This is a genomic window from Kluyvera sichuanensis (assembly GCF_040930405.1).
GTDB classification, from domain to species: Bacteria; Pseudomonadota; Gammaproteobacteria; order Enterobacterales; family Enterobacteriaceae; genus Kluyvera; species Kluyvera sichuanensis.
The window spans coordinates 3144508-3170154 of the sequence record NZ_CP162271.1; the positions used below are offsets into that span (position 1 = coordinate 3144508).

Sequence of the window (25647 nt, forward strand, 5' to 3'; positions counted from 1 at the left end):
GCGTCACTGCGTTCGGCCGGGCGACTAAAAGTGCGCTATCGACGTCGCCATTCTCCGGGAGTCTGGCCATAGTGCTTTTTGAAGGTTTTTGAGAACGATGCCAGCGACTGGAATCCGCAGCGTTCAGCAATGACATCGAGCCGGGCCTGTCGGTCCTGGTGCAGCAATCGGGCGGCCATCGCCATACGTAACTGGGTAAGCCAGGCCTGCGGCGTCAGGTGGTAAGCGCGGGCAAAGTGACGAGCAAAGGTCGCGCGTGATAAAAAGGCGCGGGCGGCCATACTTTCCATCGTCCAGGGCTGTTCCGGCGTGGCCAGAACGGCCAGTACTGCGGGCATCAATCGTTCATCACGCATCAGGCGCAGTAAACCGCCCGGCGGCTCCTCTGCTCCCAGCAGCGTTCGCAGCAGCAGAACCAGCAGCGTATCGCCGAGGCTTCGCACAATTGCGCTGCCGCCAGGATGCTCGGCCAGGCTTTCGCGCACCAGAACGTTGAGCAGAATCTCCAGTTCCGGGCAATCGTCACGCTCGTGGGTATGCAGATGAATAAGCTCCGACTCTTCGGCAAACAGCCAGCTAACGTGTGGGCCAAAATAGAACTCGCCGCACAGCATCTCCAGCGCATCGCTCTCGCTACCGGTACGCATTTCGGTTAGCGTGCCGTTAAAGCGGTGAGCCACCGGCAGAACCTGCCCCCACTCCACCAGGCTCTCCATTAGATGCGGCGAGCCGTGGGGCAACAGGATGACATCTCCCGCGCGCATATGCCGGGTTTGATTCCCCACGGTAAGACGCCCTTCCCCCCGCAGCACAAAATGCCAGGGCACGATGCCAGCACGCATCTGATCATGCCCCGCCTGCCAGCGCCCACCGAAGCGACAGTGAAGATTCACTTCGCAGCGTGGGGCCAACAGCGTCAAAAGATGGCTAAGGCTATCCATAACACTCCTGAGACGATAAGACAAAAAGATGAGACGAAGAGCGCCAGTCTAGCACGACCAACGCCTCTAAGATGACGTCATTGCCACTACAAACCCTCTAGTAACAGGAGTATGTCATGAGCCGTTTAGCTGAAATTCGTGAACAAGATGCAACAGGTAAAGCCGCAGAGATCTTTGGCGGGATTAAAAAAGCGATGGGGAAAGTGCCGAATGCCTATCTGACCATCGGTGGGCATTCACCGGAGTCGCTGCAACAGGCGCTGGCGCACAACGCCATGCTGCATAAGGGGAGCCTGAACGCGAAGGAACTGGAAACCATCAACCTGGCGGTGAGCGAAGCCACCGGCTGCGATTACTGCCTGGCAGCCCACAGCATGATGGCGAAAAAAGCTGGCTTCAGCAGTGAACAGATTCGCGAACTGCGCCGTGCAGAGTATGCCGAAGATGCCCATCTCGACGCGCTGGCTAAATTCTCACAAACGCTGGTGACCACCACGGGTACGCTGCCGGAAGCCGATGTTGCCGCACTGCGCGACGCCGGGTTCAGCGACCGTCAGGTGATTGAAGCCATCAGCGCCATCAGCGCTATTCTGTTTACCAATATGGTGAACCGGGTGAACGACACCGTGGTTGACTTCCCAAAGGCTGACTAAGCCGAAGCATGCCGGATAACGGAGTTGCCTTATCCGGCCTATAAAATCACGGTGGTTTTCTACAGACGAAAAAAAAAGACGCTTTTCAGCGTCTTTCTTTCGGAATATTGGTACTGAGGATGGGACTCGAACCCACAAGCCCGTTAGGGCACTACCACCTCAAGGTAGCGTGTCTACCAATTCCACCACCTCAGCACGGATACTACTATTAATGCGGGATATCGCTGGTCGGCTGTGCCGGTGCCGCTGGCTGAGTCGTTTGCTCAGTCTTAGGCGCAGTCAGATTCTCCCACTCGCTTCCTTTATTGGTCTTGTTACTGTTGATGTTGCCCAGTACCAGACTGATAATGAAGAACAGCGTCGCAAACACAGCGGTCATACGGGTCATGAAGTTACCAGAACCGCTTGAACCAAACAACGTGCCGGAAGCGCCTGCTCCAAAGGAGGCTCCCATATCAGCGCCTTTACCTTGCTGCAGCATAACGAGGACCACAAGGCCAATCGCTACAATAAGGAAAACAACTAAAAGAGCTTCGTACATAATCAACCTGTTCCTTGCGGGGACACCGCGTACCAAGTGCTTCTACCAATAAAGCGGGATGTTTATGTTTCCCACTGAAGCGGGTGTGAATACTAACCAAAGCGAATGACCTTCGCAAGGGCAATTTCGACACATTGTATCAACTGCGGAAAAAAACAGCAAAACAACGCATAATCAGCAATAAAAAGGCGGCAAGCGCCACCTTTTTAATCACTTACATCTCGGTTATACCGCTTTTACCGCATCGGCAATGCGGTGAGCGAACGCGGTGACCTGCGCTTCTTCTTCACCTTCCACCATGACGCGAATCAGCGGCTCGGTGCCGGATTTACGCAGCAGCACACGGCCACGGTTACCCAGCGCCGCTTCCACTTCCGCTGCCGTCGCTTTCACGACCTCATTTTCCAGCGGGTTAGATTTACCGTCGGTGTAGCGGACGTTGACCAGCACCTGCGGGAACATCTTCATGCCGCTGCACAGATCGTGCAGGCTCATGTGGTTGCGCACCATCGCCGCGACGACCTGCAGGCCAGCCACGATGCCGTCACCGGTAGTGGTTTTATCCAGCAGGATAACGTGACCGGAGTTTTCCGCCCCGATGCGCCAACCTTTCTCCTGCATTTTTTCCAGCACGTAGCGGTCACCCACTTTCGCGCGGGTGAATGGAATACCCAACTGCTTCAGCGCCACTTCCAGACCCATGTTACTCATCAGCGTACCTACCGCGCCACCGCGCAGTTGGCCCTGACGCAGCGCTTCGCGTGCGATGATATACATGATCTGATCGCCATCGACTTTGTTACCTTCGTGGTCAACCATGATGACGCGGTCGCCGTCGCCGTCCAGCGCGATCCCCAGATCGGCTTTTTCCGCCAGCACGCGCGCCTGCAGCGCACGCACGTCGGTGGCGCCCACTTCTTCGTTGATGTTCACACCGTTTGGCTCACAGCCAATAGCAATCACGTTCGCCCCCAGCTCGCGCAGTACATTCGGCGCAATGTGGTAGGTAGCGCCGTTCGCGCAGTCAACAACGATTTTCAGGTGGTTGAGGCTCAGTTCGTTCGGGAAGGTCCCTTTACAGAACTCGATGTAGCGGCCCGCAGCATCGACGATGCGGCTGGCTTTACCCAGCTCGGCTGAGTCCACACAGGTGATCTCTTTTTCCATTTCGGCTTCAATCGCTTCTTCCACTTCGTCCGGCAGTTTGGTGCCGTCGATGGAGAAGAACTTGATGCCGTTGTCATAGAACGGGTTATGCGATGCAGAGATAACGATGCCAGCTTCCGCGCGGAAGGTGCGGGTCAGATAAGCAACCGCAGGCGTTGGCATCGGGCCGGTGAAGGAGGCAGATAAGCCCGCCGCCGCCAGACCCGCTTCCAGCGCAGACTCCAGCATATAGCCAGAGATGCGGGTATCTTTACCGATAATGATTTTACGCGAGCCGTGGCTTGCCAGCACTTTACCCGCTGCCCAACCGAGTTTCAGGACAAAATCAGGCGTGATTGGCGCATCGCCTACGCGGCCACGGATCCCATCGGTACCAAAATACTTGCGATTACTCATAACGTTTTTTTCCCTTCGCAGACAGCGTGGCTTCGACCACACGCATCGCCTCAACAGTTTCTTTGACATCGTGGACGCGAACGATATGCGCGCCCTGCATAGCTGCAATCACCGCACACGCCAGGCTGCCGCTAAGGCGTTCTGATGGCCCCACGTTCAGCAGTTGGCCAATCATCGATTTCCGCGACATGCCGACGAACAGCGGCAGACCGAAATGATGGAATTCTGACAGGCGAGCGAGTAATGCGTAATTGTGGGAGAGATTTTTACCGAAACCGAACCCCGGGTCGAGCAACAATTTATCTTTTCCGATACCCGCCTTTTCACAACGTGCGATCTGCTCCACAAAGTACTGATTCACCTCAGCAAAGACATCGTCGTATTTCGGTGCTTCCTGCATGGTTTTTGGATTGCCCTGCATGTGCATCAGCGACACCGGCAGCCCGGTTTCCGCCGCCGCTTCCAGGGCACCCGGTTCGCTCAGTGAGCGGATATCGTTGATGATATGGGCTCCGACGCGAGCGGACTCACGAATGACCTCAGGTTTTGAGGTATCTACCGAAATCCACACTTCGAAGCGCTGGGCAATCGCCTCCACCACCGGGATCACGCGTTCCAGCTCTTCTTCAACGCTGACGTCCAGCGCGCCAGGGCGCGTCGACTCGCCGCCGACATCGATAATCGTTGCACCGGCGTTAATCATCAGGTTCGCATGTTTCACCGCCTCAACCAGCGTATTGTGCGTGCCGCCGTCGGAGAACGAGTCCGGCGTAACGTTGAGGATCCCCATCACGTGTGGATGGGAAAGATCCAGGATGGAGCCCTGGGCGGTGAGTTTCATAGCGAATCCTTCTGAGTTCTTATTGGTGGCATAAAAAAACCCTGGAGCAAGCCCCAGGGTTTCAGGTGAAGCACAGTCATCAACGATGGGATAACTTATTTGTCGCCCAGCTGCTCTGACATGGTGCCAGAGTCCGGAGCACGCGGTTCATCAACCGGACGTGGCGCACTTGGTTTACCCGTGTTGCCAGAGTTGTTGGATGAACCTGGTTCTTCCCAGCCTGCTGGCGGACGCACATCGCGGCGAGCCATCAGGTCGTCAATCTGCGGTGCATCGATGGTCTCATATTTCATGAGCGCATCTTTCATTGCATGCAGAATATCCATGTTGTCGTTCAGGAGCTGGCGAGCACGAGCGTAGTTACGTTCGATAAGCGCTTTAACTTCCTGGTCGATGATACGCGCGGTTTCATCGGACATGTGTTTCGCTTTCGCGACGGAGCGGCCCAGGAATACTTCGCCTTCTTCTTCCGCGTACAGCAGCGGACCGAGTTTGTCGGAGAAGCCCCACTGGGTCACCATGTTACGTGCCAGGTTAGTCGCGACTTTAATGTCGTTCGACGCACCGGTAGAAACATGTTCAACGCCGTAAATAATTTCTTCTGCCAGACGACCGCCGTACAGGGTGGAGATCTGACTTTCCAGTTTCTGGCGGCTGGCGCTAATAGCGTCGCCTTCAGGCAGGAAGAAGGTCACACCCAGCGCACGACCGCGTGGGATAATCGTCACTTTATGCACCGGATCGTGTTCCGGTACCAGGCGACCAATAATCGCGTGGCCTGCTTCGTGGTAAGCGGTAGATTCTTTCTGCGCTTCCGTCATCACCATGGAGCGACGTTCCGCACCCATCATGATTTTGTCTTTCGCTTTTTCGAACTCAACCATCGATACCACACGCTTGTTGCCGCGCGCTGCAAACAGTGCGGCTTCGTTCACCAGGTTCGCCAGATCTGCACCGGAGAAGCCAGGGGTACCACGAGCAATGATTGCGGCATCAATATCAGGTGCCAGCGGCACGCGACGCATATGCACTTTCAGAATCTGTTCGCGACCGCGAACGTCCGGCAGACCGACCACAACCTGACGGTCGAAACGACCTGGACGCAGCAGGGCTGGGTCAAGTACGTCTGGACGGTTAGTCGCCGCGATAACGATGATACCTTCGTTACCTTCGAAGCCATCCATCTCAACCAGCATCTGGTTCAGCGTCTGCTCACGTTCATCGTGACCACCGCCCAGACCTGCGCCACGCTGGCGGCCTACGGCGTCGATTTCATCGATGAAGATGATGCACGGTGCCGCTTTCTTAGCCTGCTCGAACATGTCACGCACACGAGATGCACCGACACCCACGAACATTTCTACGAAGTCAGAACCGGAAATGGTGAAGAACGGTACTTTCGCTTCGCCAGCAATCGCTTTTGCCAGCAACGTTTTACCGGTACCCGGAGGGCCAACCATCAGCACGCCTTTCGGGATTTTACCGCCCAGTTTCTGGAAACGGCTCGGTTCACGCAGGTACTCCACCAGCTCACCCACCTCTTCTTTCGCTTCGTCGCAGCCTGCAACGTCGGCAAAGGTGGTTTTAATCTGGTCTTCTGTCAGCATGCGCGCCTTGCTCTTACCGAACGACATGGCACCTTTGCCACCGCCGCCCTGCATTTGGCGCATGAAGAAGATCCAGACGCCGATCAGCAGCAGCATCGGGAACCAGGAAATGAAGATAGAAGCCAGCAGGCTTGGTTCTTCAGGCGGCTCACCAACCACTTTGACGTTTTTCGTCAGCAGGTTGTCAAGCAGCTTCGGATCGTTAACCGGGATGTAAGTCGTGTAACGGTTACTATCTTTCTTGGTAACGTTGATCTCACGTCCGTTGATACGCGCTTCGCGAACCTGGTCGTTATTGACCTCTTGCAGGAAGGTAGAATAATCCACCTTATGGCCGTTCGATTCGCTGGGCCCAAAGCTCTGGAATACTGACATCAGCACAACGGCAATGACCAGCCAGAGTATTAGGTTTTTCGCCATGTCACTCAAGGGATTAACCTCATATTACAACTGTGTTAAAAACAGCGTCAGGATACTCTATATCCAGTTTCTTTCAAACTTTCGTTTGAAAAACCACCGTCTATCACTTTCGCCCGGTCGCTACAATGTACACTTCACGTGAACGCGCACGAGAAGAGTCCGGCTTACGAACTTTAACCTTCGTAAACAGGGAGCGAATTTCCCTTAGATACTCATCGAAGCCTTCGCCCTGGAACACTTTCACAACAAAATTTCCGCCCGGCGCTAACACATCACGAGCCATTTCAAGCGCCAGTTCCACCAGATACATGGCCCGGGGGATATCAACCGCCGGCGTTCCGCTCATGTTTGGTGCCATATCTGACATGACAACTTGTACTTTACTGTCACCAACGCGTTCCAGTAATGCCTTCATCACGAGTTCATCACGAAAATCGCCCTGAAGGAAGTCCACACCAACGATTGGATCCATAGGTAGAAGATCGCAAGCGATAATGCGGCCTTTGCCACCAATCTGCGTGACCACATACTGTGACCAGCCTCCCGGTGCGGCACCGAGGTCGACAACCGTCATCCCCGGTTTAAAAAGTTTGTCACTTTGCTGTATTTCATCAAGTTTAAACCAGGCACGGGAACGTAACCCCTTTTTCTGTGCCTCTTGAACATATTTATCGCTAAAGTGTTCCTGAAGCCAGCGGCTTGAACTGGCAGAACGCTTTTTACCTGTCATTTAACATTCCCATCGGGGCAGTTCATCGTAGCCTTTCGGCGTAAATTTCTACGCATCGTTTGGCGATATATGGGAGATGGCGGTAGAATGACCCGTTTTCAATCCCAACGTAAGCAAAAATATACGATGAATCTGAGTACTAAACAAAAACAGCACCTGAAAGGTCTCGCACATTCGCTCAAGCCTGTAGTTATGCTTGGCAACAATGGTTTGACCGAAGGGGTACTGGCCGAGATTGAACTAGCGTTAGAGCACCATGAACTTATCAAGGTGAAAGTCGCCTCGGAAGACAGAGAGACCAAAACTTTGATTGTGGACGCTATCGTTCGCGAAACCGGCGCCTGTAATGTACAGGTCATCGGTAAGATACTGGTGCTTTATCGCCCTGGTAAAGAACGCAAAATCTCGTTGCCACGTTAAGAATATCCTAATTTCTGACACAACATTGTGTTAAATGAGGGATTTTCTCTACGAGGGCTAGCAACATGCCACGCTCTTATGCTTGATAAAAGGCCGCTATGCGGCCTTTTTCTTATCTTTACACTTGCTCAATAATTTCAGTGTTGAACAAATTTTACAGATAATCCACGTTGATGATTTCGAATTCAACTTCGCCACCCGGGGTACGGATGGTTACCACGTCGTCCTGCTCTTTACCAATCAGCCCACGTGCAATCGGTGAGTTGACGGAAATCAGGTTCTGTTTAAAGTCGGCTTCGTCATCACCCACGATGCGGTAAGTCTGCTCTTCGTCGTTATCCAGATTCAGCACCTTCACGGTGGCACCGAAGATCACACGGCCATTGTTCGGGATCTTGGTGATGTCGATAACCTGCGCGTTGGACAGCTTCGCTTCGATATCTTTGATACGACCTTCACAGAAGCCCTGCTGCTCACGAGCAGCGTGGTACTCTGCGTTCTCTTTCAGGTCGCCGTGCTCGCGCGCTTCAGCGATAGACGCAATGATTTCTGGGCGGCGAACTGACTTCAGAAAGTCCAGCTCTTCACGCAGTTTTTCTGCACCACGAAGGGTCATCGGAATAGCTTGCATTGTTATACCTCTTAAACATTCCTGTAGGGAGCGGTTCGCCCCGCTCCGGCTGCTAAGCCCGCCTGGGTCGCTATCAACACCAGGCCAGAAGCAAAAGAAAACCGACCCGGGTACGAAGTCCCAGGTCAGCAGCAATTTTTAATTTGATACGTATTTTACCCCGAAGTTCACTACGGGTCATCGTTTACTTTACAGGGCGTTGCGCCGTAGTATGACGGCTTGTTTCCAGGTTGTTAGCGCGAGAATATGCGATTTCCTAGATTTATCATCGGATTGACTACCAGTATAGCGTTTAGCGTTCAGGCCGCGAATGTTGATGAATATATCAATCAGCTTCCCGACGGGGCCAACCTCGCGCTTCTGGTACAGAAAGTGGGCGCACCCGCGCCGCTGATTGATTATCACGGCCAGCAGATGGCGCTGCCGGCCAGTACCCAAAAGGTGCTCACCGCGCTGGCCGCCCTGCTCCAGCTTGGCCCGGATTTCCGCTTTACCACCACGCTTGAGAGCAAAGGCAGCGTGGACAACGGCACGCTGAAAGGCGACTTAATTGCGCGATTTGGCGGCGATCCGACGTTAAAACGCCAGGATATCCGCAATATGGTCGCCACCTTGAAAAAGGCGGGCGTACAGAATATTGACGGTAACGTGCTGATCGACACCTCCATTTTCGCCAGCCACGATAAAGCCCCAGGCTGGCCGTGGAACGATATGACCCAGTGCTTTAGTGCACCGCCAGCGGCCGCTATTATCGACCGCAACTGCTTCTCGATTTCACTTTATAGCGCCCAGAAAGCTAACGATTTGGCGTTTATTCGTATTGCCTCTTACTACCCGGTGACCATGTTCAGTCAGGTTCGTACGCTGGCCAAAGGCTCGCCGGAAGCACAGTACTGCGAGTTGGACGTCGTGCCTGGCGACCTGAACCGCTATACGCTCACCGGCTGCCTGCCACAGCGTACCGACCCGCTGCCGCTGGCGTTCGCCATTCAGGATGGCGCCAGCTACGCCGGGGCGATTATCAAAGACGAGCTCAAGCAAGCCGGGATTACCTATACCGGAACCCTGCTGCGCCAAACGCTGGTCAACGAGCCGGGGACGGTCATTGCCAGCAAGCAGTCAGCGCCGCTGCACGACTTGCTGAAAATCATGCTGAAGAAATCAGACAACATGATTGCTGATACCGTATTCCGCATGATCGGCCATTCACGCTTCGGCGTACCGGGCACCTGGCGTGCGGGTTCCGACGCGGTTCGCCAGATTCTGCGTCAGCAGGCCGGCGTGGATTTAGGCAACACGATCATCGCTGACGGCTCAGGCCTGTCGCGCCATAACCTGCTGGCGCCAGCAACCATGATGCAGGCGCTGCAGTACATCGCCCAGCATGATAACGAGCTGGACTTCATCTCAATGCTACCGCTTGCCGGACACGACGGTTCGCTACAGTACCGCGCAGGTCTGCATCAGGCTGGCGTAGATGGCAAGGTTTCGGCAAAAACCGGTTCACTGCAGGGCGTATACAACCTGGCGGGCTTTATCACTACCGCTAGCGGGCAGCGCATGGCGTTTGTGCAGTATCTGTCGGGGTACGCGGTACCGCCGGCGGATCAGCGTAATCGACGCATTCCGCTGGTACGCTTTGAGAGCAGACTGTACAAAGATATTTATCAGAACAACTGATAAAAAAAGGGCCGCAGACGCGGCCCTTTTTATTTGATATTTGTAGCCCGGACGAGGTGTGATAACACCGACTCCGGGGGATCCCGGCGTCACTTCGTTCGGCCGGGCTACAGGGGACGTTGAATTAACGTTTGTAGATGAACTCAACGCCTTCTTCGTCGTCTTCATCCCAATCGTCATCCCACTCTTCGTCTTCCGCTTCTGCGGCGACTTCGTCCAGCTGCTGACGATGGTAGTCATCCCACATGAACTCGACTTTCTCTGGCTGTTTCGCTTCTTCGGCCTGAGCAATTGGGTTCTCGATGATGAAGTTCATCACGTCCCAGCACAGGTCTTTCACGCCAACCTGGCTTGCTGCGGAGATCAGGTAGTACTTATCTTCCCAACCCATCGCTTCGGCAATCGCTTTGGCTTTAGCTTCAGCTTCCGCTTTATCCATGGTGTCGATCTTGTTGAAGAGCAGCCAGCGTGGCTTACTCGCCAGCTTCTCGCTGTATTTCTCAAGCTCACCAATGATGATTTTTGCGTTTTCAGCCGGATCGGAACCGTCGATCGGATCGATATCGATGATGTGCAGCAGTACGCGGCAGCGCTCAAGGTGCTTCAGGAAGCGGATACCGAGGCCAGCGCCTTCGGATGCGCCTTCAATCAGACCTGGAATATCGGCGATCACAAAGCTCTTCTCGTTGTCTACGCGCACCACGCCAAGGCTTGGCACCAGCGTAGTAAACGGATAGTCAGCCACTTTAGGCTTCGCTGCGGAAACCGCACGAATAAAGGTCGATTTACCGGCGTTTGGCATACCCAGCATACCCACGTCAGCCAGCAGCATCAGTTCGAGCTGCAGGTCACGCTTATCGCCCGGCGTACCCATGGTCTTTTGACGCGGTGTACGGTTAACGGATGATTTGAAACGGGTGTTACCCAGGCCGTGCCAGCCACCTTTAGCGACCATCAGGCGCTGACCGTGTTTGGTCATATCGCCCATGGTTTCACCGGTGCCCTGATCGATAACACGGGTACCCACCGGCACCTTGATGGTAACGTCTTTACCGCGTTTACCTGTACAGTCACGGCTTGCACCGTTTTGACCACGTTCAGCGCGGAAGGATTTTTCGAAACGGTAGTCGATCAGGGTGTTCAGGTTCTCGTCGGCTTCCATCCAGACGTCGCCACCGTCGCCACCGTCGCCGCCGTCAGGGCCGCCACGTGGAATATATTTTTCACGGCGGAAGCTTACGCAACCATTACCGCCATCACCTGCTACGACCAGGATCGTTGCTTCATCAACAAACTTCATTTTACTCTCCGTAAATCATTCGCCTGCGCGGGGTAACGGAACAACCGCTTCACGCTTACGCCACCGCCCCCAAAGACGATGACCAATGGCGGAATACATCGCGCCCGCAACCACGACAAACGCACCGAGGTAACCAATAAGGTTCAACATCGGTCTGGCGAAGAAATCGGGCCAGGCCATTGATAATAAATCTGAAAATAACAGGGTAAACAGAGGAGTCAGCGTGATTAACGCGCTCACCTGTGCCGCCTGCCAGCGCGCCATCGCTTCCGCCAGCGCCCCATAACCGACCAGTGTGTTCAGACCACAGAAGATCAGACAGGCTAGCTGCCAGTCGCTCAGTTGCCCGATAACTTCAGGCTTTGCTAATGGCAGCAGTGCAATCGTACATAAAGTGTACAATAAAAAGAGGATCTGCTGTGAGGCCAGACGTCGCAATAACACCTTTTGTGCGACACCGTAGCTCACCCAAACCATCGCCGCGCTAACCCCAAAAATGACACCCCAGGTGTAATCGGTCAGGCGGGTAAAAATTTCAATCAGGCTGGTGTTAAAGAACATCACCAGCCCGCAGATAAGCATGATTGCGCCGACTATCTGCGTACCGCGCATCTTCTCTTTAAGAATAAAGACGCTGGCGACCATCATCCCGACGGGCGAGAGTTGGCCAATAACCTGAGATGCCGTCGGACTCACATACTGCAGCGATGAGCTAAACAGCACGAAGTTACCGAACAGCCCGCCGGTAGCGATAAGCAGCAGTACAAGCCAGCGAGGGTCGCGAAACAGCCGCAAAGAGGGCAGCTTGCGTTTCCAGGACAAAATGAGGCCCAGGCCACAGCTCGCCATCAGAAAGCGGTAGAAGACGATTGTGGGTGGCTCCATGACCTCCAGAACCTGCTTCATGGCAATCGGAAGTGCGCCCCAGCATACTGCTGTGGTGAGCGCCAATAGAATGCCAATGCCCGCCTGCTGCTTCATACCGGATTCCCTGCCCTGAAACGGTGGTACAACCCATCATTTTTCTGGCGTCGAATGTAAAAAGCCCCGCAACACGTTGCGGGGCTTTCATCCGTTACCGGGACGCGAAAAACTTATTCAGCAACGATGCTGATATAACGACGGTTTTTCGGGCCTTTCACTTCGAATTTCACTTTACCGTCTGCTTTAGCAAACAGAGTGTGGTCTTTGCCGCAGCCTACGTTAGAGCCAGCGTGGAACTGAGTACCACGTTGACGAACGATGATGCTACCAGCCAGAACGGATTCGCCGCCAAAGCGTTTTACGCCAAGACGTTTAGCTTCTGAGTCGCGACCGTTACGAGTCGAGCCACCAGCCTTTTTATGTGCCATTTAATCTGCTCCCCTTAACTTAAGCGCTGATGCCAGTAATTTTCACATCAGTGAACCACTGACGATGGCCCTGCTGCTTACGGTAGTGTTTACGACGACGAAACTTAACGATTTTAACTTTCTCGCCACGACCATGAGCAACAACTTCAGCTTTGATAACGCCGCCATCAACGAAAGGAACGCCGATTTTGACTTCTTCACCGTTTGCGATCATCAGAACTTCAGCGAATTCAACAGATTCGCCAGTTGCGATGTCCAGCTTTTCCAGGCGAACGGTCTGACCTTCGCTAACTCGGTGTTGTTTACCACCACTTTGGAAAACCGCGTACATATAAACTCCGCTTCCGCGCACAACTTTATGTGATTCAGAGTGCGCTATAAATATTCACAATAGGGCGCGAATATTACGCAAAACGCGAGCCTTTGACAAGTGCTACCATCAATACATGCAGAAAAAAAATACAACCTGCACAGCAACGTTTATCTGGGCCGTTTTTTCAGTACAATCGTATCTACAACTCTAACGTAAAACCTTCGTTATCCCATATGGATAAGTGGTAAACAGGACATTAAGCCCGGCTTTTGCGATGAATCTACAACAAATCAACGAGTTAACCGCGCAGGATATGGCGGGTGTCAATGCGACGATTCTTGAGCAGCTCAACTCGGACGTCCAATTGATCAATCAGCTTGGCTATTACATCGTCAGCGGCGGCGGGAAACGGATTCGTCCGATGATCGCCGTACTGGCCGCCCGTGCCGTTGGCTATCAGGGAAATGCCCACGTCACTATCGCTGCGCTGATCGAATTTATTCATACTGCTACGCTGCTGCACGACGACGTTGTCGATGAGTCCGATATGCGTCGCGGCAAAGCGACGGCAAACGCGGCCTTTGGCAACGCAGCCAGCGTGCTGGTTGGCGACTTTATCTATACGCGCGCCTTCCAGATGATGACCAGCCTCGGTTCACTAAAGGTGCTGGAAGTGATGTCTGAAGCAGTTAACGTCATTGCGGAAGGCGAAGTCCTTCAGTTGATGAACGTTAACGACCCGGACATCACCGAAGAGAACTACATGCGCGTTATCTACAGCAAAACCGCGCGCCTGTTCGAAGCGGCAGCGCAGTGTTCAGGCCTGCTTGCCGACTGTACGCCTGAGCAAGAGAAAGGGCTGCAGGACTATGGCCGCTATCTCGGTACCGCTTTCCAGTTGATTGACGATCTGCTCGACTACAGCGCCGACGGTGAAACGCTGGGTAAAAACGTGGGTGACGACCTCAACGAGGGCAAACCTACGCTGCCGCTGCTGCACGCTATGCGTAACGGCACCCCAGAGCAGGCGCAGTTGATTCGCGGTGCCATCGAACAAGGCAACGGCCGCCATCTGCTTGAACCGGTACTGGAGGCAATGGCCGCCTGTGGTTCACTGGAGTGGACGCGTCAGCGCGCCGAGGAAGAGGCTGACAAAGCGATTGCTTCCCTGGCCTCTCTGCCGGATACGCCGTGGCGCGATGCGCTTATCGGGTTAGCCCATATCGCCGTTCAGCGCGATCGCTAATCCCCGGTTCGCTTTCCCGCGACAAACCGAAAGTTCCTGAAAGCGCCGAAAGGCGCTTTTTTTTGTCAGAAATTTGATGTTTTCCTAATTTAATTAAACTTACTAGAACTTTTTATGAACTTACCGAAAAGAGCGATACAGTGTATTCCTCACTCAACGTAGCGAGTTAATGACCGTTTTCAGGGAGGAAGTATGGAGAAGTTTAGCGACTGGCATCCCGCCGACATTATCGCGGGGTTACGTAAAAAAGGCACATCAATGGCAGCAGAATCACGCAAGAACGGGCTAAGTTCATCCACCTTAGCCAACGTGCTTTCACGTCCGTGGCCGAAAGGAGAGATGATCATTGCCAAAGTGCTGGAAACGGACCCATGGATTATTTGGCCATCGCGCTACCACGATCCGGTCACCCATGTGTTTATCGACAGAACGCAGTCTATTCGGCGCAGTAAGCAGGAAAATGAGTGAGATATTAAGAGAGAAGCGCCCACCAGAATCTGTGGGCGCTTAAATAGCGGTTGCGATTACTCGCCTTTGATACGTTCGATATTGGCGCCTAAAGCGCGCAGTTTATCTTCAATACGCTCATAGCCGCGATCGATGTGATAGATACGGTCAACGATTGTGGTGCCCTGAGCGATACAGCCCGCCAGCACGAGGCTTGCAGAGGCGCGCAGGTCAGTTGCCATCACCTGAGCCCCGGAGAGCTGCTCAACGCCGTGGCAAATCGCGGTGTTGCTTTCGATTTCCGCACGCGCGCCCATACGGATAAGTTCAGGAATGTGCATGAAGCGGTTTTCGAAGACCGTTTCAGTGATCACACCAGTGCCTTCCGCAACCATGTTCAGCAGGGTGAACTGGGCCTGCATATCAGTCGGGAATGCCGGATGTGGCGCGGTACGCACGTTCACCGCTTTCGGGCGCTTGCCGTGCATGTCCAGGCTGATCCAATCTTCACCAACTTCAACGTCGGCACCGGCTTCACGCAGCTTGGCCAGAACGGCGTCCAGGGTGTCCGGCTGCGCGTTGCGGCAAACAATTTTCCCACCAGAGATCGCCGCGGCCACCAGGAAGGTGCCGGTTTCGATACGATCGGGCAGAACGCGGTAGACACCGCCACCCAGACGCTTCACGCCTTCGATGGTGATGCGGTCGGTACCCTGACCCGTTACCTTAGCGCCCATGGCGTTGAGGAAGTTCGCCGTATCGACGATTTCCGGCTCGCGTGCGGCGTTTTCGATGATGGTGGTGCCTTCCGCCAGCGTCGCGGCGGACATGATGGTAACGGTCGCGCCAACGCTAACCATGTCCATCACGATATGCGCGCCTTTCAGACGGCCGTTAACGCTTGCTTTGACGTAGCCTTCTTCCAGCTTAATTTCTGCGCCCAGTTGCTCGAGACCTGAGATATGCAGGTCGACCGGACGCGCACCGATAGTGCAACCACCCGGCAGAGAAACTTGACCCTGGCCAAAACGCGCCACCAGCGGCCCCAGCGCCCAGATAGAAGCACGCATGGTTTTCACCAGGTCGTATGGCGCGCAGAAGACGTTTACCGAGCCCGCGTCAATCCACACCGAGCCATTACGCTCAACTTTTGCACCCAGCTGAGTCAGCAGCTTCATGGACGTATCAACGTCTTTCAGCTTCGGTACGTTCTGGATTTCTACCGGGTCTTCTGCCAGCAAAGCGGCAAATAGAATCGGCAGGGCAGCGTTTTTAGCACCGCTAATGGTGACCTCGCCCTGAAGGCGGGTTGGCCCCTGCACACGAAATTTATCCATCAAATCTAATCTCTGTTAAGTATTCACGTTCGCCACCGGAAAAGTGCGCACACTTTTCCCCTGGCTCAAAAACCGTTGAGTTTGCGATCGCGTGCCCACTCTTGTGGGGTGTACGCCTTGATCGACAGGGCATGAATGCGGTTGTCCGCAAGATACTCCATCAGCGGGCCATAGATCGTCTGCTGCTTCTTAACCCGGCTCATGCCATCAAACATCTCACCCACGGCAATAACCTGGAAGTGGCTGCCATCGCCAGAAACGAGAACTTCCTGAAGGGAGAGTGCGTTCATCAGCACGGTCTGAATTTCATTATTTTCCATAGGTTCGCATTTCATTTGAGAGTGAAAACAAGCCCCACATCTTAGAGGAAAGTGGCGCGGTCTTAAACAAGCAAAAAGCCCCATCGTTGAGATTGATGGGGCTTTGTCAGAAACCACAACAGTAACGTGCTGAAACTGTTAGGGGATCATGCCTTCCGGCAGGTTGTACAAGCTTTTCAGGGTTACCAGTTTTTCGCTTACCCCTTCCAGGCTCGGGGTTCGCCCCTGCACGCGGATAAGCTCAACCAGATGCACCAGCAGCGCCAGACCAGCCGTATCGACACGGCTCAGGCCGCTGAGGTCGAGAACCGACACGCCCTGCGTCGCTTCGCTTCTGGCATCCCACAGGGACACCAGAAAGTCCTGATCCAGTTCACCGTGCAGCGCCAGGCGTTCACCGTCGCGCTTCCAGCTTAGCGGTTCGGCCATTATTTTTTCTGATCCAGGGTGATTGGCTGTGCAGAAATGGATTTCAGCTGTGCGGTCAGGCCGTCAATGCCCTTAGTACGCAGCAGGTCGCTCCATTCGTTCTGCTTGGTGGTGATCATGCTCACCCCTTCCGCAATCATGTCATACGCCTGCCAGTTACCCGTCTGGGTATTTTTACGCCACTGGAAGTCCAGGCGCACCGGAGGGCGGCCGTTCGGGTCAATGATGGTTACGCGGATAGGCACGATAGTCGCATCGCCCAGCGGCTGCTCTGGCGCAATCTGGTAGGTCTGGCCGTGGTACATCGCCAGCGCCTGACCGTATGCCTGCTTCAGGTATTCACGGAACGCGGTGAAGTATGCGTCACGCTGCGCAGGGGTCGCGTCTTTGTAGTAACGGCCCAGCACCAGCGCACCGGCGTATTTCACCTGTACGTACGGCAGCAGTTCCTGATCGACCACATCGCGCAGGTAGTTCGGATTAGAACGAATCTTCGGTTGTTCATTCTTCAGGCGATCGAACGTCTTCTGCGCCGCTTCATTCATCAGCTTATAAGGATTGGTTTGGTCTGCCGCGGTGGCCGCCGTCAACGGCGCAATCACCAGCATGGCAACCATCAGTAAACGTTTAAACATGTCGAGTATCTCCTGAGATTAATTCGTCGCGCCAGTCGCAGGCGTCGCCGTACCAGTATGTCCATCTGCAGAACCCTGCGCATCGCCTGAATTCTGATTGTCGCTGCCTTTGCTGTTGTAAAGGAATTGGCCAATCAGGTCTTCCAGTACCATCGCTGATTTAGTGTCCTGAATGATACCGCCATCTTTAAGGATAGACGTTCCCAGTTCAGGGTCTTCAAAGCCGACGTTCAGCGCCAGATACTGTTCCCCAAGCAGGCCAGAAGTACGAATGGCCAGCGAACTGGTATCAGGGATATGGTTATAGCGATCTTCGATATCGATAGCGACGCGCGGTAAGTAGGTTTTCGGATCCAGTTCAATATCCGCAACGCGACCAATCACTACGCCGCCAATTCGCACCGGTGAACGGTTTTTCAGGCCGCCGATGTTATCGAAGGTGGCGTAAATGCGGTAGGTTGGTTCTGATTTCATTGACGATACGTCCGCCGCCTTCAGGCAGATAAACAGCGCCGCCAACAGGGCAACCAACAAAAAAATACCGACCCAGATTTCACTCTTTTTCGTTTGCATTCACTCAATTCCCAAACATCAGTGCCGTCAGCACAAAGTCCAGCCCAAGAACCGCCAGCGAGGAGTGCACCACGGTGCGCGTCGTCGCCCGGCTAATTCCGGCAGAAGTGGGGATCGCATCGTAACCGTTAAATAACGCAATCCATGTCACCGTAATGGCGAAAACAACGCTCTTGATCAGGCAGTTCACCAGATCCAGACGCCAGTCCACCGCATTTTGCATTGCCGACCAGAAGAACCCGGCATCAATACCTTTCCAGCTTACGCCGACCAGCGAACCGCCCCAGATGCCGACCGCCACGAAGATAATGGTCAGCAGCGGCAGCGAGATTACGCCCGCCCACAAGCGAGGGGAGATAACGCGACGTAGCGGATCCACCGCCATCATCTCCATGCTGGAGAGCTGTTCGGTAGCGCGCATCAGGCCAATTTCCGCGGTCAGCGCAGAACCCGCACGCCCGGCAAACAGCAGCGCGGCAACCACCGGCCCCAGTTCACGCAGCAGCGATAGCGCCACCAGCATGCCAAGACTGGTCTCCGCGCTGTAGGTGGTCAGCACCAGGTAACCCTGCAGCCCCAGCACCATGCCGATAAACACGCCCGACACGATGATGATGACCAGAGAGAGCACGCCGACGTTATACAGCTGGCGAACCAGCAGCGGCGCGTGTTTGCGGAACTCCGGCTTGCCGACAACGGCATTGAATAACATTAACCCAGCGCGCCCGAACGTCGCGACGGTCTTAATCCCGCGATGTCCAAGCGCTGCCAGTGCATTTAACAGCATGAGTAGATTAGCTCCCTGTGCCGATGAGATCGCGGCGATAATCGCCCGCAGGATAACGGAACGGCACCGGGCCGTCGGCAATACCGTCGAGGAACTGACGCACTCGAGGATCGCTATTTTCCTGCAATGAAGAGGCGCTGCCGTGCGCGACAATTTTCTGGTCCGCCACGATATAAGCGTAATCCGCGATGCTCAGCACTTCCGGTACATCGTGAGAAACCACAATACAGGTGACACCCAGCGCACTGTTGAGTTCAGAAATCAGCTTTACCAGCACCCCCATGGTGATAGGGTCCTGGCCGACGAAAGGCTCATCGAACATGATGAGATCGGGTTCCAGCGCAATAGCGCGCGCCAGCGCGGCACGACGGGCCATACCGCCGGACAACTCCGATGGCATCAGCTTTGCCGCACCGCGTAGGCCAACGGCCTCCAGCTTCATCATCACCGTGCTTTTCAGCAGCGGCGCCGGTAGACGAGTATGCTCGCGAATCGGATACGCCACATTGTCGAACACGTTCATGTCGGTAAACAGCGCACCGGACTGAAACAGCATGCTCATACGCTTACGTACGGTATAGAGGCGGGAGCGCGACATCTTCGGCACGTTCTCGCCATCAAAGAGGATCTCTCCGCTATCTGGGGGGATCTGCCCGCCAATCAGGCGCAGCAGCGTGGTCTTGCCAATCCCCGACGGGCCCATAATCGCGGTGATTTTTCCGCGCGGCACCGAGAGCGAGATATTGTCGAAAATGCCCCGACTGCCACGTGAAAACGTGACGTCTCGCACCTCGACCAGATTCTCGATATTTTGGCTCATAGGCTTACCTTTCCAGGTCCTTAAGTAGAGCAAACTCCTGCTTGCCCCCGCATTCTTACAGAATCCTAACCGCTCTGGTTAACGAAATCTGGCATTTGTTTTACTTTTCCAGCGCATAAAGTCAAAATTAGGAATTCGTTACGTCCAGACGTGCGGACCGACGATTATACCCGAATAAAGGACTTTAGATGCTTTTAGCTACGGCTCTGTTAATAATTGGTTTACTTCTGGTGGTCTACAGCGCCGACCGCCTCGTGTACTCCGCCTCGATTCTGTGCCGTGCTTTAGGTGTCCCTCCTCTGATTATAGGTATAACCGTTGTCAGCATCGGTACCTCGCTGCCGGAAATCATCGTCTCTGCCGCCGCCTCGCTGCACGGGCAGGTCGATCTGGCCATCGGTACCGCCGTCGGATCCAACATCGTCAACATTTTGCTGATCCTCGGGCTGACCGCCCTGTTCCACCCATTTACCGTGCATTCTGATATTCTGCGCCGCGAATTACCGCTAATGTTGGTAGTGAGCCTGGTAGCAGGCTATGTGTTGTATGATGGCGAACTGTCATGGTTTGACGGCGTCTTTTTATTTATTCTGGCCGGGCTCTGGCTGTTGTTTATCATTAAAATAGCCCGTCTTGCCGAACGCGAGGGTAACGACAAATTTACCCAGGAGCAGTTGGCCGAACTGCCGCGCGATGGGTCGCTACCCGTAGCCTGCCTCTGGCTCGGCGTGGCGCTGATTATCATGCCGATGGCGACCCAGATGGTGATTGATAACGCCACCGTGCTGGCTAACTACTTCGCAATGAGCGAACTGACCATTGGCCTGACGATTATCGCGCTGGGTACCAGCCTGCCGGAGCTGGCAACCGCCATTGCGGGCGTACGTAAAGGCGAAAACGATATTGCGGTCGGCAATATCATCGGCTCGAATTTCTTTAATATTGCTATCGTGCTGGGGCTCCCCGCCCTTATCGCGCCAGGGACGTTTAACCCTCTCGCGTATACCCGGGACTACGGCGTGATGATGCTGGTCAGCGTGGTCTTCGCCCTGCTGTGCTGGCGCCGCCGTCAGGTAGGACGCGTCGCGGGCGTGTTGTTAATCGGCGGGTTTGTGGTATGGCTGGCGCTGCTCTACTGGGGCACGCCGCTTTTCATCGAATGAACTGGGATAACACTATGTCGCAAATAGATTTGCCGTCAGATTTCGACTTCCAGCAGGCAGGAAGGGACGTTCTGGCGATTGAACGGGAAGGGCTAGAGCAGCTAGATCAATACATTAACCAGGATTTCAGCGCCGCCTGCGAGAAGATCTTCTACTGCACCGGCAAAGTCGTGGTCATGGGGATGGGCAAGTCCGGGCACATTGGCCGCAAGATGGCGGCCACCTTCGCCAGCACCGGTACCTCCGCCTTCTTCGTTCACCCAGGCGAAGCAGCGCACGGCGATTTAGGCATGGTCACGCCGCAGGACGTCGTTATCGCCTTATCCAACTCCGGCGAATCCAATGAAATTCTGGCGCTCATTCCAGTATTAAAACGTCTTCGCGTGCCGCTTATCTGCATGACCAGTCGTCCAGACAGCAGCATGGGCCGCGCAGCGGATATTCATTTGTGCGTCAAAGTTCCGCGCGAAGCCTGCCCGCTTGGGCTGGCCCCCACCTCCAGCACCACGGCAGCACTGGTGATGGGCGATGCGCTGGCGGTGGCGTTACTGAAAGCACGCGGCTTTACCGCTGAAGATTTTGCCCTGTCGCACCCCGGCGGCGCACTGGGTCGTAAGCTTCTGCTGCGCGTTAACGATATTATGCATACAGGCGATGAGATTCCGCACGTTAGCGTTGACGCGTCGCTGCGCGATGCTCTGCTGGAGATTACCCGCAAAAATCTGGGCATGACCGCCATCTGCGATGACAACATGCAGATCAAAGGGATTTTCACCGACGGTGACCTGCGACGCATTTTCGATACCGGCGCCGATGTGCGCAGTCTCGGCATTGCTGACGTGATGACGCCGGGCGGTATTCGCATTCGCCCTGGCATGCTGGCGGTCGATGCGCTGAACCTGATGCAATCCCGTCATATCACCTGCGTGCTGGTTGCCGATGGCGACCATCTGCTAGGTGTGATACATATGCACGACCTACTGCGCGCAGGCGTAGTGTAATCAAGGATATAAAGAATGAGTAATGCTGTCGCATCGGTCGCCACCTGTTATGGCCCGGTGAGTCCACAATTTATGGCGAAGGCGGAAAAAATCCGCCTGCTGATCCTCGACGTTGACGGGGTGCTTTCTGACGGGCTTATCTACATGGGCAACAGCGGTGAAGAGCTGAAAGCCTTTAACGTCCGCGACGGCTACGGCGTGCGCTGCGCCCTCACCTCAGATATCGACGTGGCGATTATTACCGGACGAAAGGCTAAACTGTTAGAAGACCGCTGCGCCACGCTCGGCATCACCCATCTTTACCAGGGGCAGTCGGATAAACTGATCGCCTACCGCGAGCTGATAGCAAAACTGAATCTCCAGCCGGATGAAGTGGCCTACGTTGGCGATGACCTGATCGACTGGCCGGTGATGGCAGAAATTGGTCTTAGCGTCGCCGTCGCGGATGCGCATCCTCTGCTGCTACCGAAAGCCGATTACGTGACGCGTATTGCGGGCGGCCGCGGTGCAGTTCGCGAAGTCTGCGACCTGCTGCTAATGGCGCAAGGGAAGCTGGAAGAAGCCAAAGGGCAATCGATATGAGTAAAACCAGACGTTGGGTTATTATTGTGCTATCGCTGGTTGCGCTTGTCCTGATCGGCCTGAACCTGGCCGATAAAGACGACACGAGCCAGGCCGTCGTTAACGCAAACGATCCAACCTACCAAAGCGAACATACCGATACCGTGGTGTACAGCCCCGAGGGCGCGCTCAGCTACCGGTTAATCGCCGAGCATGTGGAGTATTTTTCCGACCAGGCGTTGTCATGGTTTACCCACCCGTTTTTGACAACCTATGACACCAACAAGGTGCCGACCTGGTCGATTAAAGCAGATAAAGCCAAGCTCACTAATGACCGCATGCTGTATCTCTATGGGCACGTTGAAATCAACGCGCTGACAGAAGACGCACAACTGCGTAAGATTACTACGGATAATGCCCAGGTAAACCTGACGACTCAGGACGTTTCCTCTGACGATCTGGTGACGTTATACGGAACAACATTTAATTCCAGCGGCCTGAAAATGCGCGGCAATTTACGCAGCAAAAACGCCGAGCTGATTGAAAAGGTTAGAACCTCTTATGAAATTCAGAACAAACAAACTCAGCCTTAAGCTGGCACTTGCCGGTTCCTTGCTGGCCGCCAGCCTGCCGGCAATGGCGCTTACCGGCGATACCAATCAGCCGATTCATATTGAATCCGATCAGCAGTCGCTGGATATGCAGGGCAACGTCGTGACCTTCACCGGTAACGTAGTGGTAACCCAGGGCAGCATCAAAATCAACGCCGATAAGGTCGTCGTGACCCGTCCGGCGGACCAGAAAGGCAAAGAAGTCATCGACGGTTACGGTAACCCGGCAACCTTCTACCAGATGCAGGACAACGGCAAGCCGGTAAAAGGCCGCGCCTCGAAAATGCATTATGAGCTGGCAAACGACTTCGTGGTGCTGACCGGCAACGCTTACCTTGAGCAGCTGGATAGCAACATCAAAGGCGACAAGATCACTTATCTGGTCAAAGAGCAGAAAATGCAGGCGTTTAGCGACAAAGGTAAACGCGTAACCACCGTGCTGGTTCCATCGCAGCTGCAGGACAAGTCCAAAGACCAGGCTCCGGCACAGAAGAAGAGTAACTAATTCGTTATGGCGACATTAACTGCAAAAAATCTGGCGAAGGCCTACAAAGGCCGCCGCGTGGTGGAAGATGTCAGTCTGACCGTGAATTCCGGTGAGATTGTGGGCCTGCTTGGGCCAAACGGCGCGGGCAAAACTACCACCTTCTACATGGTGGTCGGGATCGTTCCTCGTGATGCCGGCAATATCATCATCGATGATGAAGACATTAGCCTGCTGCCGCTGCACGCCCGCGCGCGTCGCGGTATCGGCTATCTGCCGCAGGAAGCCTCCATTTTCCGCCGTCTGAGCGTCTACGATAACCTGATGGCGGTGCTGCAGATCCGTGACGATCTGAGCAACGAACAGCGGGAAGACCGTGCCAAAGAGTTGATGGAAGAGTTCCACATCGAGCATCTGCGCGACAGCCTTGGCCAGGCGCTTTCCGGCGGTGAACGTCGCCGCGTTGAAATCGCCCGCGCGCTGGCGGCAAACCCGAAATTTATCCTGCTGGATGAACCGTTTGCCGGCGTTGACCCGATCTCCGTTATCGATATTAAACGCATCATTGAACACCTCCGCGACAGCGGTCTTGGCGTGCTGATCACCGACCACAACGTACGTGAAACGCTGGCCGTGTGTGAACGCGCCTATATCGTCAGCCAGGGGCACCTGATTGCCCACGGTACCCCTCAGGAGATCCTACAAGACGAACATGTTAAACGCGTGTATCTTGGGGAAGACTTCAGACTCTGATAGGGTAGTGGTTTACGACGTTAGCGGGAGATATTCGTTCTGAACATGAAGCAAGGTTTGCAATTAAGGCTCAGCCAACAGCTTGCCATGACGCCACAGCTGCAACAGGCAATCCGTCTGCTGCAGCTGTCTACGCTGGAACTTCAGCAGGAACTCCAGCAGGCGCTGGAGAGTAACCCCCTGCTTGAGCAAACCGATCTTCACGAAGAAGTAGAGACTCAGGAAACCGTCGATAACGAAACGCTGGACAGCGTTGATGCGCTGGAAAAACCTGATATGCCCGAAGAGCTGCCGCTCGACGCCAGCTGGGATGAAATCTACACCGCCGGAACCCCTTCCGGGACCGGCGCTGATTATCAGGACGATGAATTACCGGTTTATCAGGGTGAAACCACCCAGTCGCTTCAGGATTATCTGATGTGGCAGGTTGAGCTGACGCCGTTTACCGAGACCGACCGGGCTATTGCGACTTCGATCGTCGACGCGGTGGACGACACCGGCTATCTCACCGTCACGGTGGAAGACATTCTGGAAGGGATTGGCGACGAAGAGGTTGGCCTCGATGAAGTGGAAGCCGTGCTCAAGCGGATCCAACGCTTCGATCCAGTCGGCGTCGCCGCCAAAGATCTCCGCGATTGCCTGCTGATCCAACTTTCTCAGTTCTCCCCCGCTACGCCGCGAATCACTGAAGCCCGTCTGATTATCAGCGATCATCTCGATCTGCTCGCCAACCACGATTTCCGTTCACTGATGCGCGTCACGCGGCTGAAAGAGGACGTGTTGAAAGAGGCGGTGGATCTGATCCAGTCGCTGGATCCGCGCCCGGGTCAGTCGATCCAGACCGGCGAGCCGGAGTATGTGATCCCAGACGTACTGGTGCGCAAGGTGAACGATCGCTGGGTCGTTGAGCTGAACGCCGACAGCATTCCGCGTCTGCAGATCAACCAACACTACGCGGGAATGTGCAACAACGCCCGTAACGACGCCGACAGCCAGTTTATCCGCAGCAATCTGCAGGACGCGAAATGGCTGATTAAGAGCCTTGAGAGCCGTAACGACACGCTGCTGCGAGTCAGCCGCTGCATCGTTGAACAACAGCAGGCCTTTTTCGATCTCGGCGAAGAGTATATGAAACCGATGGTGCTGGCGGATATCGCCCAGACCGTCGAGATGCACGAGTCCACCATTTCGCGTGTGACCACGCAAAAGTATTTGCATAGCCCACGAGGCATTTTCGAGCTTAAGTATTTCTTCTCCAGTCACGTGAGTACCGAGGGCGGCGGCGAGGCCTCTTCCACGGCGATTCGCGCGCTGGTTAAGAAATTAATTGCCGCGGAGAACCCCGCAAAACCACTGAGCGACAGTAAACTGACCACCATGCTCTCTGAACAGGGTATCATGGTGGCACGGCGTACCGTTGCAAAGTACCGAGAGTCTTTATCCATTCCGCCGTCTAACCAGCGTAAACAACTGGTTTGACACAACTGA

At 54.7% G+C, this 25647-nt stretch carries 30 protein-coding genes and 1 tRNA gene; 12 read left to right on the top strand and 19 right to left on the bottom strand.

Annotation, left to right across the window (positions count from 1 at the left end; genetic code table 11):
* Positions 1-35 precede the first annotated feature (35 nt).
* Positions 36-941, bottom strand: coding sequence for an AraC family transcriptional regulator (locus AB2B48_RS15120; RefSeq protein ID WP_220440889.1), 906 nt, complete (start codon positions 939-941; stop codon positions 36-38).
* Between the two features lie 116 nt (positions 942-1057).
* On the opposite strand from AB2B48_RS15120, the gene AB2B48_RS15125 reads away from it, so the two are divergent.
* Positions 1058-1594 carry a carboxymuconolactone decarboxylase family protein gene (locus AB2B48_RS15125; RefSeq protein ID WP_333012199.1) on the top strand — a complete coding sequence of 179 codons (537 nt, stop codon included), beginning with the start codon at positions 1058-1060 and terminating at the stop codon, positions 1592-1594.
* 108 nt (positions 1595-1702) lie between these two features.
* Here AB2B48_RS15125 and AB2B48_RS15130 read toward each other — a convergent pair.
* From AB2B48_RS15130 to rlmE, 6 genes are all read right to left on the bottom strand, one after another.
* A tRNA-Leu gene (locus tag AB2B48_RS15130) sits at positions 1703-1789 on the bottom strand.
* Between the two features lie 13 nt (positions 1790-1802).
* On the bottom strand, positions 1803-2135 hold the full coding sequence (gene secG, locus AB2B48_RS15135; RefSeq protein ID WP_185667813.1) for a preprotein translocase subunit SecG: 333 nt from the start codon (positions 2133-2135) through the stop codon (positions 1803-1805).
* Between the two features lie 225 nt (positions 2136-2360).
* On the bottom strand, positions 2361-3698 hold the full coding sequence (glmM, locus tag AB2B48_RS15140; RefSeq protein WP_185667812.1) for a phosphoglucosamine mutase: 1338 nt from the start codon (positions 3696-3698) through the stop codon (positions 2361-2363).
* Positions 3691-4539, bottom strand: coding sequence for a dihydropteroate synthase (gene folP, locus AB2B48_RS15145; protein WP_368299558.1), 849 nt, complete (start codon positions 4537-4539; stop codon positions 3691-3693). The genes glmM and folP overlap by 8 nt, the downstream gene beginning before the upstream one ends.
* Positions 4540-4634: 95 nt before the next feature.
* Positions 4635-6566 (bottom strand): ATP-dependent zinc metalloprotease FtsH, encoded by a 1932-nt coding sequence (ftsH, locus tag AB2B48_RS15150; RefSeq protein WP_220440886.1) that lies wholly within the window; start codon positions 6564-6566, stop codon positions 4635-4637.
* Positions 6567-6669: 103 nt separating this feature from the next.
* Positions 6670-7296, bottom strand: a complete 627-nt coding sequence (gene rlmE / locus AB2B48_RS15155; protein ID WP_035891117.1) for a 23S rRNA (uridine(2552)-2'-O)-methyltransferase RlmE — start codon at positions 7294-7296, stop codon at positions 6670-6672.
* 126 nt (positions 7297-7422) lie between these two features.
* Here rlmE and yhbY point away from each other — a divergent pair, with 126 nt between their 5' ends.
* The gene (yhbY, locus tag AB2B48_RS15160) at positions 7423-7716 is read left to right on the top strand and encodes a ribosome assembly RNA-binding protein YhbY (protein ID WP_185667939.1); all 294 of its coding nucleotides are present in this window, start codon (positions 7423-7425) and stop codon (positions 7714-7716) included.
* Positions 7717-7870: 154 nt separating this feature from the next.
* Here yhbY and greA read toward each other — a convergent pair whose 3' ends face one another.
* Positions 7871-8347 (bottom strand): transcription elongation factor GreA, encoded by a 477-nt coding sequence (gene greA, locus AB2B48_RS15165; RefSeq protein WP_220440885.1) that lies wholly within the window; start codon positions 8345-8347, stop codon positions 7871-7873.
* Between the two features lie 246 nt (positions 8348-8593).
* On the opposite strand from greA, the gene dacB reads away from it, so the two are divergent.
* Positions 8594-10027 carry a serine-type D-Ala-D-Ala carboxypeptidase gene (gene dacB / locus AB2B48_RS15170; protein ID WP_368299559.1) on the top strand — a complete coding sequence of 478 codons (1434 nt, stop codon included), beginning with the start codon at positions 8594-8596 and terminating at the stop codon, positions 10025-10027.
* 124 nt (positions 10028-10151) lie between these two features.
* On the opposite strand, the gene cgtA is transcribed toward dacB, so the two are convergent.
* The 4 genes from cgtA to rplU form a co-directional block, all read right to left on the bottom strand.
* Positions 10152-11327, bottom strand: coding sequence for an Obg family GTPase CgtA (cgtA, locus tag AB2B48_RS15175; RefSeq protein ID WP_220440883.1), 1176 nt, complete (start codon positions 11325-11327; stop codon positions 10152-10154).
* Between the two features lie 15 nt (positions 11328-11342).
* Positions 11343-12308 carry a DMT family transporter gene (locus AB2B48_RS15180; protein WP_185667807.1) on the bottom strand — a complete coding sequence of 322 codons (966 nt, stop codon included), beginning with the start codon at positions 12306-12308 and terminating at the stop codon, positions 11343-11345.
* A 113-nt stretch (positions 12309-12421) separates the two neighbouring features.
* The gene (gene rpmA, locus AB2B48_RS15185) at positions 12422-12679 is read right to left on the bottom strand and encodes a 50S ribosomal protein L27 (RefSeq protein ID WP_035891128.1); all 258 of its coding nucleotides are present in this window, start codon (positions 12677-12679) and stop codon (positions 12422-12424) included.
* A gap of 19 nt (positions 12680-12698) precedes the next feature.
* Positions 12699-13010 (bottom strand): 50S ribosomal protein L21, encoded by a 312-nt coding sequence (gene rplU, locus AB2B48_RS15190; protein WP_003025032.1) that lies wholly within the window; start codon positions 13008-13010, stop codon positions 12699-12701.
* A 256-nt stretch (positions 13011-13266) separates the two neighbouring features.
* Between rplU and ispB the strand changes: the two genes are divergently transcribed.
* Positions 13267-14238, top strand: a complete 972-nt coding sequence (ispB, locus tag AB2B48_RS15195) for an octaprenyl diphosphate synthase (protein ID WP_368299560.1) — start codon at positions 13267-13269, stop codon at positions 14236-14238.
* A gap of 192 nt (positions 14239-14430) precedes the next feature.
* Entirely contained in the window at positions 14431-14706 is a 276-nt protein-coding gene (sfsB, locus tag AB2B48_RS15200; protein ID WP_185667805.1) for a DNA-binding transcriptional regulator SfsB, read from the top strand.
* A 56-nt stretch (positions 14707-14762) separates the two neighbouring features.
* On the opposite strand, the gene murA is transcribed toward sfsB, so the two are convergent.
* From murA to mlaF, 7 genes are all read right to left on the bottom strand, one after another.
* Complete coding sequence (gene murA / locus AB2B48_RS15205) at positions 14763-16022, bottom strand: UDP-N-acetylglucosamine 1-carboxyvinyltransferase (protein WP_185667804.1); 1260 nt, start codon at positions 16020-16022, stop codon at positions 14763-14765.
* A 65-nt stretch (positions 16023-16087) separates the two neighbouring features.
* Positions 16088-16342, bottom strand: a complete 255-nt coding sequence (gene ibaG, locus AB2B48_RS15210; RefSeq protein WP_035891140.1) for a BolA family iron metabolism protein IbaG — start codon at positions 16340-16342, stop codon at positions 16088-16090.
* A gap of 138 nt (positions 16343-16480) precedes the next feature.
* Positions 16481-16771, bottom strand: coding sequence for a lipid asymmetry maintenance protein MlaB (mlaB, locus tag AB2B48_RS15215; protein ID WP_368299561.1), 291 nt, complete (start codon positions 16769-16771; stop codon positions 16481-16483).
* A complete protein-coding gene (gene mlaC, locus AB2B48_RS15220; protein ID WP_185667802.1) occupies positions 16771-17406 on the bottom strand; it encodes a phospholipid-binding protein MlaC in 636 nt (211 codons plus the stop codon). Before mlaC ends, mlaB begins: the two co-directional genes overlap by 1 nt.
* Before the next feature lie 18 nt (positions 17407-17424).
* Positions 17425-17979: an outer membrane lipid asymmetry maintenance protein MlaD gene (mlaD, locus tag AB2B48_RS15225; RefSeq protein ID WP_185667801.1), complete on the bottom strand. Its 555-nt coding sequence runs from the start codon at positions 17977-17979 to the stop codon at positions 17425-17427.
* A 4-nt stretch (positions 17980-17983) separates the two neighbouring features.
* Complete coding sequence (mlaE, locus tag AB2B48_RS15230; RefSeq protein WP_185667800.1) at positions 17984-18766, bottom strand: lipid asymmetry maintenance ABC transporter permease subunit MlaE; 783 nt, start codon at positions 18764-18766, stop codon at positions 17984-17986.
* A 7-nt stretch (positions 18767-18773) separates the two neighbouring features.
* Positions 18774-19586: a phospholipid ABC transporter ATP-binding protein MlaF gene (gene mlaF, locus AB2B48_RS15235; protein WP_368299562.1), complete on the bottom strand. Its 813-nt coding sequence runs from the start codon at positions 19584-19586 to the stop codon at positions 18774-18776.
* Between the two features lie 188 nt (positions 19587-19774).
* On the opposite strand from mlaF, the gene AB2B48_RS15240 reads away from it, so the two are divergent.
* Genes AB2B48_RS15240 through rpoN form a run of 7 tightly spaced genes read left to right on the top strand, consistent with a single transcriptional unit; the run spans position 19775 to position 25638 of the window.
* Positions 19775-20749 (top strand): calcium/sodium antiporter, encoded by a 975-nt coding sequence (locus AB2B48_RS15240; protein WP_185667798.1) that lies wholly within the window; start codon positions 19775-19777, stop codon positions 20747-20749.
* Positions 20750-20763: 14 nt separating this feature from the next.
* Positions 20764-21750: an arabinose-5-phosphate isomerase KdsD gene (gene kdsD, locus AB2B48_RS15245; RefSeq protein ID WP_317983845.1), complete on the top strand. Its 987-nt coding sequence runs from the start codon at positions 20764-20766 to the stop codon at positions 21748-21750.
* Positions 21751-21765: 15 nt separating this feature from the next.
* On the top strand, positions 21766-22332 hold the full coding sequence (gene kdsC / locus AB2B48_RS15250; RefSeq protein WP_333496262.1) for a 3-deoxy-manno-octulosonate-8-phosphatase KdsC: 567 nt from the start codon (positions 21766-21768) through the stop codon (positions 22330-22332).
* Positions 22329-22904, top strand: a complete 576-nt coding sequence (gene lptC, locus AB2B48_RS15255) for an LPS export ABC transporter periplasmic protein LptC (protein ID WP_185667796.1) — start codon at positions 22329-22331, stop codon at positions 22902-22904. The genes kdsC and lptC overlap by 4 nt, the downstream gene beginning before the upstream one ends.
* The gene (lptA, locus tag AB2B48_RS15260) at positions 22873-23427 is read left to right on the top strand and encodes a lipopolysaccharide ABC transporter substrate-binding protein LptA (RefSeq protein WP_185667795.1); all 555 of its coding nucleotides are present in this window, start codon (positions 22873-22875) and stop codon (positions 23425-23427) included. The genes lptC and lptA overlap by 32 nt, the downstream gene beginning before the upstream one ends.
* A gap of 6 nt (positions 23428-23433) precedes the next feature.
* On the top strand, positions 23434-24159 hold the full coding sequence (lptB, locus tag AB2B48_RS15265; protein ID WP_035891167.1) for an LPS export ABC transporter ATP-binding protein: 726 nt from the start codon (positions 23434-23436) through the stop codon (positions 24157-24159).
* A 45-nt stretch (positions 24160-24204) separates the two neighbouring features.
* Positions 24205-25638, top strand: coding sequence for an RNA polymerase factor sigma-54 (gene rpoN / locus AB2B48_RS15270; RefSeq protein ID WP_185667794.1), 1434 nt, complete (start codon positions 24205-24207; stop codon positions 25636-25638).
* Positions 25639-25647 lie beyond the last annotated feature (9 nt).